Raw genomic sequence first — 10,913 nt, 5'->3', positions numbered from 1 at the left:
GCCCTGGCCCGTGCGGGGCCCGGCCCCGACGCCCTTGCCCGAACGGGGCCCGGCACCGGCGCCCGCGGCGGGTGCCGGGGCGGTCTCGGGCCAGTGGGCGGGCCGGGTCAGGCCGGCCGGGAGGCGGGTGGTGGCGTCGCCGCGGGCGGCGTCGAGCTGGGCCTGGGTGAGGAAGAGGGCCGTGCTGAGGTCCGCGCCGGCCAGGGCGGCGTCCCGCAGGTCGGCGCCGACCAGGTCGGCGAGGCGCAGGTCCGCGCCGGAGAGGTCGGCCGCGACGAGCAGGGCGCCGCGCAGGTTGGCCCCCCGCAGGTCGGCGCCGCGCATCCGGGCGCCGAAGAGGTCGGCGCCGCGGAGCTCGCGGCGGCGCGGGACGGCCGCCCGGACCAGTTCGCCGGCCCGCAGCAGCAGCTCGCTGACCCGCTGCCGGTGGGCCGGGACGTCGACGGCGAGGATCTCCTCGGGGGTGCCGCCGGCCAGTCGGTCGGTCTCCGCCAGCGCCTGCCGCAGTTCGTCGTGGACGGGCTGGGCGGGGGCGAAGGTGAGCGCCTCGGTGAGGTACCGGAGCAGCTCGTGCAGCTGCCGCACGACCGGGAAGACGTCGAACATCGCCTTGGCGCTGTCCGGCTCCTCGCGCCAGCTGCGGCCACCGAAGGTCACCTGGGAGACCCGCTGCCCGGCGCCGAAGCAGTCGTAGACGGTGCAGCCCTGGAAGCCCTTGTCGCGCAGCCGCACGTGGATGCCGCAGCTGAAGTCGGCCTGGAGGTTGTGGCAGGCGCTGCCGGCCTGCTTGTTCATGGCGAAGTCGCTACCGGCGGCGAACGGCAGGGCGACGCAGCAGAGCCCGAAGCAGCTGCCGCAGTCGGACCGGAGCGGGGTCGGCTGCGCGGTCGGTGGCGGGGTCGGCGCGGCCGCCGTCTGGTCCTGCGGCGACTCGGTCTCGCGCACGTTCCGGGGTCCTTCCAGCTGCGGGGCGCCGGGCGGCGCGGTGAACCCCGAAATCCTACTGGGCAGACGACCCTCGGTGCCGGTAAGTTGTCCAGCGCAGTAGAGACCATTACACATGGGGGTGGGGGCATGCGGGACCCGGATGTCAGGGAGCTGGTCCGGATGTGGATCTCGGGCTGGGCCGTCTCGCGCGGCTCCGCCGAGCCGGTGGACCAGCCCTGGGGCTGGAGCATCGACGTCGGCGCGCCGGTCGGCGAGGTCGGCCGGCACGTGCTGCCGGAGCCGACCGAGGCCGAGGTCCGCAAGCTCGGCGAGACCGTCACCGCGCCGACCACCTGGCTGAAGCTGTTCGCCGAGGACGCCACCGTGCGCCCCTGGCTGGACGAGCGGTGGCGGCTGGACGCGCCGGGCTTCCTGATGAGCGCCCCGCTCGCCCCCGAGCGGCCCGAGGTCCCGGCCGGGTACACCGTGACCACCTGGGAGCGGGGCGGGATCCTCCGGGCGCTGGTGCGCACCGGGGACGGGCACCTCGCCGCCCGCGGCCAGGCGGGCCTGGCCGGCCCCGTGGCCGTACCGGACCAGATCACCACCGCGCCGGAGCACCGCCGCCGGGGCCTGGGCGCCCTGGTGATGCGGACGCTCCAGTCCGCCGCGCACGAGCGGGGCGCGCGCACCGGCGTGCTGGTCGGCACTCCGGACGGGCAGGCGCTCTACACGGCGCTCGGCTGGGCCACCCACGCCCCGATGGCGAGCCTGGTCCTCGACGCGCCGGGCGTCCACGACACCGAGTAGGCCGGGGCCCGCGGCACCGGGCAGCGGAGTAGCGGCCCTCAGCGGTACGGCAGCAGCTCCGGCCGCTTCGCCGGGCGGCCGTCGCCCGAGGAGCGGCCGGTGAGGCGGCGGCCGATCCACGGGCCGACGTGGGTGCCCAGCCAGCGGGCGTCCTCACGCAGCCGCTCGGCGCGGCCGGCCGGGGCGGCGGCGGGCAGCGGGGCGCGCCAGTCGAAGGCGGCGGGGCGGCCGAGCGCCTCCAGGACGCCCTCGGCGACCCGGCGGTGGCCCTCGGGCGACAGGTGCAGGCGGTCCTCGGCCCACAGCCGGCGGTCGTCGAAGCAGGGCGCGGAGAACAGGTCGACCACGACGAAGCCGTCCTGCCGGCCCAGCTCCTGGACGAAGGCCTTCATCCGCAGGATCGCGGGCAGCAGCCGGGCGCCGCCCGCCATCCTGCGGGTCGGGTCGGTGCTGGTGAACAGCACCACGGTGGCGCCGGTGGCGCGCAGCCCGTCAGCGCAGCGGCCGAGCAGCCGCTCGACGGCGTCGATGTCGCAGCCGGGGCGCAGCACGTCGTTGAGGCCGCCGGCCAGGGTGACCAGCTCGGCGCCCATCGCGGCGGCGGGGGCGAGCTGTTCGTCGTGGATCTGGCCGATGAGCTTGCCGCGGACGGCGAGGTTGGCGTACCGGAAGCCGGTGTCCGCGGACTCCGGCTCGGAGCGTTCGGCGTGCTCGGCGTGCTCGGCGGCCAGTGCCGAGGCGACCCGGTCGGCCCAGCCCCGGTAGTGGCCGTCCGGCAACAGGTCGTCGCACATGCCCTCGGTGAAGGAGTCGCCGACGGCGACGTAGCTGCGGTAGGGGGTGGGCACGAGCTGGCCTCCGCTCTCCCGGGATGACTCCGGCGGTTCGACGATCCGACGATCGTACGTCCGTGCCCGCCCGGAACCGCAGCGGGCCCCGACGGACCCCGGCAGGCCCCAGCGACTCCGGCGACCCCCGGCGCTCATCGCACGCCGATCGTTCGTTTATCGGCCCGGTCCATCCTGGGTCCACGGGGCGGCGGTCGGCGACGGGGGCCTTGCCGCCGCCCCATCCGGGCCACCGCGCCCGCCCCGCACGCCGCAGGCACCGCGCCCGTCACGACGGTCAGCGCCCGTCGCGACGGTCAGCCCGTCACGGCCACCGCCTCCTCGCCGGCCTCCTCGCCCACCCCGTCGCCCGCCTTCCGGGGCGTGAACCAGTGCTCGCGCACGGCGTCGGTGGGCCGCTGCTCGCCGAGGGCGGCCAGGCCCCACTCCCCCAGCGCCTCGACGACCGGCCGCAGTTCGCGGCCGCGCCCGGTCAACTCGTAGACCGTCGCGTTGGCGGGCCGCTCCAGCCGGCGGCGGGCGACCAGTCCGTCGCCCTCCAGCTGCTTGAGCCGGGCGGCCAGGATGTCGGTGGAGACGCCGGGCAGGTCGGCGTGCAGGTCGGTGTAGCGGCGCGGGCCGGCCAGGAGCTCACGGACGATCAGGAGGCTCCAGCGCTCCCCCACCGCGTCCAGGGCGCGGGCGACGGCGCAGTACTGGTCGTAGCTTCGGCGTGACATGCGGATCAGCATAGCCAAGAGGTTGGACTTTCCAAGTACACACTTGGTAGAACAAAGCTGAAGCAACGGAGCGGTGGTGACGGTCGGGAGGCCGCAGATGGAGTTTCGTCAGTCCAGCAAGCTGAATGACGTGTGCTACGAGATCCGGGGCCCGGTGGTCGACCAGGCCAACGCCCTGGAGGAGGCCGGGCACAGCGTGCTGCGGCTGAACACCGGCAACCCCGCCCCCTTCGGCTTCGAGGCGCCCGAGGAGATCCTCCAGGACATCATCCGCAACCTGCCCAAGGCGCACGGCTACAGCGACTCGCGCGGCATCCTGCCGGCCCGTCGCGCGGTGGTGCAGTACTACCAGCAGCGCGGGGTCGAGGGCGTCACCGTCAACGACGTCTACCTCGGCAACGGCGCCTCCGAGCTGATCCAGATGGCCGTCACCGCGCTCGTGGACGACGGCGACGAGGTGCTCGTGCCGATGCCCGACTACCCGCTCTGGACGGCCGTGGTCCGGCTGGCCGGCGGCAAGGCCGTGCACTACCTGTGCGACGAACAGGCCGAGTGGTACCCGGACCTGGACGACATCGCCGCCAAGATCACCGCCCGCACCAAGGCGATCGTCGTCATCAACCCCAACAACCCCACCGGCGCGGTCTACCCGAAGGAACTGCTGGAGGGCATCCTCGACCTGGCCCGCCGCCACCACCTGATGGTGCTGGCCGACGAGATCTACGACAAGATCCTCTACGACGACACCGAGCACCACTGCCTGGCCGCCCTGGCCGACGACGTGCTCACCCTCACCTTCAACGGCCTCTCCAAGGCCTACCGGGTGGCCGGCTTCCGCAGCGGCTGGCTGGTCGTCTCCGGGCCCCGGCAGCACGCCACCGACTACCTGGAGGGCCTGACCATGCTCTCCGGCATGCGGCTGTGCCCCAACGTGCCCGCCCAGTACGCCGTGCAGGCCGCGCTCGGCGGCCACCAGTCCATCAACGACCTGGTGCTGCCCGGCGGCCGGCTCACCGAGCAGCGCGACATCGCGGTCAAGGCGCTCAACGAGATCCCCGGCGTCAGCTGCGTCAAGCCCAAGGGCGCGCTGTACGCCTTCGCCAGGCTGGACCCGGCGGTGCACCGGATCGTCGACGACGAGCGGTTCGTGCTGGACCTGCTGCTCCGCGAGAAGATCCACGTCGTCCAGGGCACCGGCTTCAACTGGCCCCGCCCGGACCACTTCCGCTTCGTCACGCTGCCCCGGGCCGACGACCTGGAGACGGCCATCAACCGGATCGGGCGCTTCCTGGCGACGTACCGGCAGAGCTGAACGCCTAGGCTCTGGGTCGTGACCGTCCTGCGCTCCATTGCCCTGTTCGTCCTCGCCGCGCTCGCCGAGATCGGCGGCTGCTGGCTGGTCTGGCAGAGCGTGCGCGAGCAACGGCCGTGGTGGCTGGCCGGGGTGGGCGTGGTGGTGCTCGGCGCGTACGGCTTCGTCGCGGCCCTGCAGCCGGACAGCCACTTCGGCCGGGTGCTGGCCGCGTACGGCGGGGTGTTCGTGGCCGGCTCGCTGCTGTGGGGCATGGCCGTGGACGGCTTCCGGCCGACCCGCTACGACGTGCTGGGCGCGCTGATCTGCCTGGCCGGGGTCGCCGTCATCATGTACGGCCCCCGGCGCTGAACGCACCGGTGCCCCGGTGTCGGACCCACCTCCGACACCGGGGCACCGTCACATGCGCAGGGGCACCGGCACCATCACCGGGGCACCGTCGCGACCGGCGGGGACTACCAGCCCCAGCCGCCGCCCTGGCCGTCGTCGTCCCGGTCCGAGTCCCAGCCCTCGCCGACCGTGCGCAGGATCGTGTAGTTGTCGATCTGCGTGCCGTCCTCGGCCAGCGCGGTGACCTTCATGACCGACTTCTGGCCCAGGTGCTTCGGGGTGACGTCGACCTTGATGAAGGAGTAGCCGGTGTAGCGGACCCGCGACCACTGGATGGTCTCGGGGGTCTTCACCTTGCCCTTGCTCCAGTAGTAGGTCTTGACCTCGTCCTGGTGGTTCTCGTGCCCCTCGTAGGTGTCCGGCACGTCGAACTTGTACAGGCTGCGGCCGGCCGCGCCCGCGGTGACGTAGACCACGCCGTCCTTGGCCGGCTCGATGGTGGCGCCGCTCGGCACCTGCTTCGAGACCTTGTTGCCGAGGATCGCGTCGGTGCGCTCGTAGATGTGGTTGTGGCCGTTGATGACCAGGTCCACCCGGTACTTCTCGAACAGCGGCACCCAGGCCTCGCGGACACCGCCCTCGGAGGCGTGCGCGACGGTGGTGGAGAAGGCGCAGTGGTGGAAGAAGACCACGACGAAGTCGACGGTCTCGTCGTTGCGCAGGTCCTTGAGGGTGCGCTCCAGCCACTTGGTCTGCTTGTTCGCCGAGATGCCCAGGTTGGCCGGGATCTCGTAGGAGACGTCGTTGGCGTCCAGCGAGATGACGCCGACGTTCTTGTAGCGGAAGGTGTAGACGCCGGGGACCTGGCGCGGGTCCGGGCCGTTGTTCGGCAGGAAGAAGCGGGCGTTCTCGCCGCCGTAGCCGTTCGGCGAGTACCAGGCCTCGATGTCGTGGTTGCCGTACGCGACCATCCACGGGATCTCGGCGGCGACCGTCTCGGTCTGCACCAGGAAGTCGTCCCAGGTCTTCGCGTTGAAGACGGACTTGTCCGGGTCGGTGCCGGAACCGGCCGGGTCGGCGTAGCAGATGTCGCCGGCGTGCAGGTGGAAGGCCGGGTTCTGGGCCTTGATGATGTGGTCGTTGCCGGCCGCGTGCGCGCTGACGCCCTGGTCACCGAAGGCGGTGAAGGTGAACGGCTCGTACACCTTGCCCCAGCGGTGGTCGCGGGACGGCGCGGTGCGGAAGGTGTGCAGGGTGGAGATCTGCTGCTGCGCGGCCGGGTCGAAGCCCTCGTGGCCGACACCGTAGTAGTAGGTGGTGTCGGGGCGCAGGTCCTCCAGCGCCACGTGCAGGTAGTACTGGTCCACCGGCTGGCTGTTCGGGGTCAGCGCCGGGGTGTGCAGGGCGCGGACCTCGGCCTGGACCTTGTGGCTCAGCTCCCACGGGGTCTTGCCGAAGCGCAGGAACGGCTTCTTGACCGGGGCCGGGACCTGCCAGGAGATGCGGAACTGGGTGTCCGGCTCCGGGCCGAACTGGAGGTGACGGCCGATCGGCGCGACCAGCGAGCCGTCGATGCCACTGGTCGTGCCACCGGTCAGCAACTGCGGGCCGGCCGGGGCCGCGAAGGCCGTCCCGTTGCCCAGCGCGCCACCGACGGCGACGGCGCCCACGGTCACGGCACCGGCGCGCAGCATCCGGCGGCGGGAGAAGCGGGCCCGCAGGTACTCGTGCTGCTCGGCCATGCTCATGCGGTCGGCAAGCTTGGCCGGCACGCCCATGTTGGGGATATCCATGCGCGGGACTCTTCCAGCGGCGCGTTGATCGCGCACGGACGCCGGGTGAACGGGTCGCAGCGCACCGCCCATTCGAACGCCAATGTTCGACCATGGTTTGGCAAAGGCCGTGTCCGCACCGTTCCGACGCCGCATCATGGCCCCCGTCCGCCCCACGGTCTGAGCGGGTGTCGGCGACGGCCCCGGGCAGTGGCGGGAGGGGTCAGCCGGAGCGCTCGTCCCACTGGGTGGCGGTCCGGTTGCCGGTGCCGTCGCAGGTGCGGCAGATCTCGTCCCGGTAGGCGTGCTTGGCGCCGGTCGCGTCCACCCGGTAGCGCACGTACACCCCGGTGCCGTCGCAGAGGAAGCAGTTGCCGCCCCCGCCGCCCACCTCGGTGGTGCCGGTGCCCTGGCAGGTCCGGCAGCTGAGGCCGGCGGTCCGGCCGGTGCCCGCGCAGATGCGGCAGACCGTCGTCATCGGCTTCCTCCCTCGCGCGCAAACGGCTCGGCGCCGTCCGGAAGGGCCCGACACCACCGGTCATGGTAGTGGTGAAGGCACCCGGACCGACCCGGGTTCGCCCTGGGTAGACATGATCCGACGATCATCCGATAGGACTGGAGCCCGGCCTCAGCCGCGACCCGACCTCACTCCGGCAGACCCGGCCTCACTCCGGCAGACCCGGCCTCACTCCGGCAGGCCCTCGCGGACCCGCCGGGAGACCGAGATCAACTGGAGGTCCAGCAGCCCGGGCGGATCGGCCAGGCCCGGGCCGCCCGCGCGCACCCAGGCGCCGATCTCGTCGATCATGTCGTCCATCAGCACGAAGCCCAGCCAGACCGGCCGGCCGCCCGCCGCCCGGCCCTCCGCCGAGGGGCCGACCACCACCACGTTCGACTGGGTGCACACGTCCAGGCACTTGACCGCCCGGACCCGGCCCGCCGAACCCACCGCCGTCCGCAGCCGCTCGTACTGGCCCGCGTGGTCCACCCCCGGATGCTTGGCCTCGGTGCCGCAGCAGCAGCCCCGGCAGACCGTCACGGTCACGGGGGCACCCGCGCCCCGCTTGCGATCCCGGGCACCGTCGCGCTCTCGGCGGCTCATCGGCTCTGCTCCCCCTCGTGGTCGGCGGCGCGCTCCGCACCGGCCCCCGCACTGTACCCGCAGGCCAGGGGGCCTCCGCCAGACCGCCCGCGCCGCTGCCCGACCGTCTGCGCCACCGCACCGGCGCCGCTACGCCACCACCTGCGCCGCCGCACGGCCCGCCGTGCGGCCCGAGAACAGGCAGCCGCCCAGGAAGGTGCCCTCCAGCGAGCGGTAGCCGTGCACGCCCCCGCCGCCGAACCCGGCGGCCTCGCCGGCCGCGTACACCCCGGGTAGCACCTCGCCGTCGGGGCGCAGCACCCGGGAGGAGAGGTCGGTCTCCAGTCCGCCCAGCGACTTGCGGGTCAGGATGTTCAGCCGGACGGCGATCAGCGGGGCGGCGCCCGGGTCGAGGATGCGGTGCGGGGCGGCGGTGCGGATGAGCCGGTCGCCGAGGTGGCGGCGGGCGCCGTGGATCGCGGTGACCTGGAGGTCCTTGGCGAAGGGGTTGGCCAGCTGCCGGTCGCGGTCCTCGACGGTGCGGCGCAGTTCGTCCGGGTCGATCAGCGGCTCGGCGGTCCTGGCGTTCATGCCCCGGGCGAGGTCGGCGAGGTTCCCGGCGACGACGAAGTCCCGGCCGTGCCGCAGGTGGCCCTGGACCGGGCCGGGGGCGCCGGGCAGCGCGCGCCCGAGCACGCCGCGCACCGACTTCCCGGTCAGGTCGGGGTTCTGCTCGGAGCCGGAGAGGGTGAACTCCTTCTCGACGATGCGCTGGTTGAGCACGAACCAGGTGTACTCGTACCCGGTGGTCATGATGTGTTCGAGCGTTCCGAGGGTGTCGAAGCCGGGGAACAGCGGGACGGGCAGCCGCCTGCCGCGGGCGTCCAGCCAGAGCGAGGACGGGCCGGGCAGGATGCGGATGCCGTGCCGGGCCCAGATCGGGTCCCAGTTCTCGATGCCCTCGGTGTAGTGCCACATCCGGTCGCCGTTGATCAGGCTGCCGCCGGCCCGGCCGACGACGTCCAGCATCAGTCCGTCCACGTGCGCGGGCACCCCGGAGAGCAGCCTGGCGGGCGGGGTGCCGAGCCGGGCCGGCCAGGCCTTGCGGACCAGTTCGTGATTGCCGCCGATGCCGCCGGAGGTGACGATCACGGCCTGGGCGCGCAGTTCGAAGCTTCCGGCCACCTCGCGCGAGCTGGCCTCGCCCCGGCCCGCCGGGCTGGGCACCAGCACCTCGCCGGTGACGGTGTCGACGGCGCCCGCGGTGGCGGACAGCCCGGTGACCCGGTGCCGGAAGCGCAGGTCCACCAGGCCGCGCGCGGCGGCCGCGCGGACCCGCCGGACGAAGGGCGCCAGCAGCCCCGGGCCGGTGCCCCAGGTGATGTGGAAGCGCGGCACCGAGTTGCCGGGCCCGTCGGCGAGTTGGCCGCCGCGCTCGGCCCAGCCGACCACCGGGAAGAACCGCACGCCCATGCCGTGCAGCCAGGAGCGCTTCTCGCCCGCCGCGAAGTCCACGTACGCCTCGGCCCAGCGGCGCGGCCAGGCGTCCTCGGGGCGGTCGAAGCCGGCCGTGCCGAACCAGTCCTGCCGGGCGAGGGCGTGCGAGTCGCGGATCCGCATCCGGCGCTGCTCGGGCGAGTCGACCAGGAAGAGCCCGCCGAAGGACCAGTGCGCCTGGCCGCCGAGGGAGGCCGCGGGCTCCTGGTCGAGCAGGATCACCTTCCGTCCGGCGTCGGCGAGTTCGGCGGTGGCGGCGAGGCCCGCGAGGCCCGCCCCGATGACGATGACGTCGGCGTCCAGGGCCATGCGCAGTCCTCCGTCGCGGCTCGCGGTGGCGGCGCGCCCGGGACGCGCCGTCGCTGTGCGCCCGATACTGCGGCCTGCGGTGACGTCCGGTCAACCGGTGAGTAACAACCGCCGCCGTGAATTCCGCTCCACGCCGTTTCGGAATTGCCGTCGACGGGCGGGCGATACCCGTGCGATTGCCGAGCGATACCCGGTGGAGCGAAATGCGAAATGCCGTTCGGCACCGTTCGACCACATCTGACGGAATGTCGGCGATTTCCGCGCGAACCATGGACGTCCGGGAAACACGGCAGTAACTTACCTGCGAGTAGCCGCAGTCCGGCTCCGCACGACCCCCACCCGTCGTTTCTCTCCCCCAGGAGGAACCGTGCTCCGTCCTGCCCGGAAATCCCGGCACCTCCGGAATTCCACCGCCCTCGCCGCCGTCGCCCTCGGTGCCGCGCTCGCGCTCACCTCCACCACCGCCCAGGCCGCCGCCCCGACCCCGAAGCACTACGTGGCACTCGGCGACTCCTACGCCGCCGGCGCCGGAGTTCCGGGCCAGTCGGCCGGCCTGTGCCTGCGCTCCGACCGCAACTACGGCCACCTGGTCGCCGGCGCCCTCAAGGCCGGCCGGTACACCGACGTCACCTGCGCCGCGGCCAAGATCAAGGCGATGACGCAGCCCCAGTACGACGCCTTCATCCGGGTCAACGACCCGCAGCTGGACGCGGTCACCGCCGACACCGACCTGGTCACCCTCGGGATCGGCGGCAACGACCTCGCGGCCAGCGACCTCGGCCTCGGCGAACTGGTCGCCACCTGCATCGCCGGCGCCGTCGTCAACCCGTTCGGCACGCCCTGCAAGGACGTCTACCACCACGGCTACTGGGACTGGAGCACGATGTCCTGGCAGTACGGCACCGACGACCTCGCCGAGCGGATCCGCACCACCATCACCCCGCAGCTGACCGACACCCTCAAGCGCATCCACACCAAGGCGCCCGGGGCCCGGGTGCTGCTGGTCGGCTACCCGTCCGTACTGCCCGCCGACGGCTCGACCTGCGTGCTGCGCCAGCCCGTCACCCCGGGCGACGTCGAGTACATGCACGGCGTGCTCGACAAGCTGAACGCCGCCCTGAAGTCCACCGCGGCCGCGAACGGCGCGACCTACGTGGACACCGCGACGCCGACGCTCGGGCACGACGTCTGCTCGGACGACCGCTGGATCGAGGGCGCGCTGCCCGGCTCGCCCGCCGTGCCGTTCCACCCGAACGCGACCGGCGAGCAGGTGATGGCGCAGGCGGTGCTCGCCGCGCTGAAGTAGCA

Annotated in this window: 10 protein-coding genes and 1 pseudogene; 4 read left to right on the top strand and 7 right to left on the bottom strand. The window is 73.3% G+C overall.

Features of this window, described 5'->3' with window-relative positions; genetic code table 11:
• The coding region (locus ACFU6K_RS17690) for a pentapeptide repeat-containing protein (RefSeq protein WP_380663977.1) at positions 1–945 on the bottom strand (945 nt) is incomplete at its 3' end.
• A gap of 129 nt (positions 946–1,074) precedes the next feature.
• Between ACFU6K_RS17690 and ACFU6K_RS17685 the strand changes: the two genes are divergently transcribed.
• Positions 1,075–1,737, top strand: coding sequence for a GNAT family N-acetyltransferase (locus ACFU6K_RS17685; RefSeq protein WP_380663975.1), 663 nt, complete (start codon positions 1,075–1,077; stop codon positions 1,735–1,737).
• Positions 1,738–1,775: 38 nt separating this feature from the next.
• Here ACFU6K_RS17685 and ACFU6K_RS17680 read toward each other — a convergent pair whose 3' ends face one another.
• Complete coding sequence (locus ACFU6K_RS17680; RefSeq protein ID WP_380663974.1) at positions 1,776–2,585, bottom strand: SGNH/GDSL hydrolase family protein; 810 nt, start codon at positions 2,583–2,585, stop codon at positions 1,776–1,778.
• A gap of 311 nt (positions 2,586–2,896) precedes the next feature.
• Positions 2,897–3,304: pseudogene (locus ACFU6K_RS17675) on the bottom strand (winged helix-turn-helix transcriptional regulator); the annotation flags it as partial.
• Between the two features lie 97 nt (positions 3,305–3,401).
• Between ACFU6K_RS17675 and ACFU6K_RS17670 the strand changes: the two are divergent.
• The gene (locus ACFU6K_RS17670; RefSeq protein WP_380663972.1) at positions 3,402–4,616 is read left to right on the top strand and encodes a pyridoxal phosphate-dependent aminotransferase; all 1,215 of its coding nucleotides are present in this window, start codon (positions 3,402–3,404) and stop codon (positions 4,614–4,616) included.
• Positions 4,617–4,634: 18 nt separating this feature from the next.
• On the top strand, positions 4,635–4,967 hold the full coding sequence (locus tag ACFU6K_RS17665) for a YnfA family protein (RefSeq protein WP_380663970.1): 333 nt from the start codon (positions 4,635–4,637) through the stop codon (positions 4,965–4,967).
• Positions 4,968–5,071: 104 nt separating this feature from the next.
• Here the strand turns inward: ACFU6K_RS17665 and ACFU6K_RS17660 are convergent, their stop codons facing one another.
• The 4 genes from ACFU6K_RS17660 to ACFU6K_RS17645 form a co-directional block, all read right to left on the bottom strand.
• Positions 5,072–6,739 (bottom strand): fibronectin type III domain-containing protein, encoded by a 1,668-nt coding sequence (locus ACFU6K_RS17660; protein ID WP_380663969.1) that lies wholly within the window; start codon positions 6,737–6,739, stop codon positions 5,072–5,074.
• Positions 6,740–6,941: 202 nt separating this feature from the next.
• Positions 6,942–7,196 carry a hypothetical protein gene (locus ACFU6K_RS17655; RefSeq protein ID WP_049652766.1) on the bottom strand — a complete coding sequence of 85 codons (255 nt, stop codon included), beginning with the start codon at positions 7,194–7,196 and terminating at the stop codon, positions 6,942–6,944.
• Positions 7,197–7,403: 207 nt separating this feature from the next.
• Positions 7,404–7,820: a hypothetical protein gene (locus ACFU6K_RS17650; protein ID WP_049652764.1), complete on the bottom strand. Its 417-nt coding sequence runs from the start codon at positions 7,818–7,820 to the stop codon at positions 7,404–7,406.
• Between the two features lie 129 nt (positions 7,821–7,949).
• Positions 7,950–9,605, bottom strand: a complete 1,656-nt coding sequence (locus ACFU6K_RS17645; RefSeq protein WP_380663967.1) for an FAD-binding dehydrogenase — start codon at positions 9,603–9,605, stop codon at positions 7,950–7,952.
• Positions 9,606–9,972: 367 nt separating this feature from the next.
• On the opposite strand from ACFU6K_RS17645, the gene ACFU6K_RS17640 reads away from it, so the two are divergent.
• The gene (locus ACFU6K_RS17640) at positions 9,973–10,911 is read left to right on the top strand and encodes an SGNH/GDSL hydrolase family protein (RefSeq protein ID WP_380663965.1); all 939 of its coding nucleotides are present in this window, start codon (positions 9,973–9,975) and stop codon (positions 10,909–10,911) included.
• Positions 10,912–10,913: the final 2 nt, after the last annotated feature.

It is taken from the genome of Kitasatospora sp. NPDC057512, assembly GCF_042802135.1.
Classification (GTDB): Bacteria; Actinomycetota; Actinomycetes; order Streptomycetales; family Streptomycetaceae; genus Kitasatospora.
Note: the sequence above shows the minus strand (reverse complement) of the source record. Positions and strands in the feature narration are given on the sequence as shown.

What these genes read in the sequence shown, in the direction of transcription:
- ACFU6K_RS17670 (WP_380663972.1), top strand. Translation starts at nt 3,402, where the DNA reads ATGGAGTTTCGTCAGTCCAGCAAGCTGAATGACGTGTGCTACGAGATC.
- ACFU6K_RS17645 (WP_380663967.1), bottom strand. Translation starts at nt 9,605, where the DNA reads ATGGCCCTGGACGCCGACGTCATCGTCATCGGGGCGGGCCTCGCGGGC.
- ACFU6K_RS17650 (WP_049652764.1), bottom strand. Translation starts at nt 7,820, where the DNA reads ATGAGCCGCCGAGAGCGCGACGGTGCCCGGGATCGCAAGCGGGGCGCG.
- ACFU6K_RS17685 (WP_380663975.1), top strand. Translation starts at nt 1,075, where the DNA reads ATGCGGGACCCGGATGTCAGGGAGCTGGTCCGGATGTGGATCTCGGGC.
- ACFU6K_RS17655 (WP_049652766.1), bottom strand. Translation starts at nt 7,196, where the DNA reads ATGACGACGGTCTGCCGCATCTGCGCGGGCACCGGCCGGACCGCCGGC.
- ACFU6K_RS17660 (WP_380663969.1), bottom strand. Translation starts at nt 6,739, where the DNA reads ATGGATATCCCCAACATGGGCGTGCCGGCCAAGCTTGCCGACCGCATG.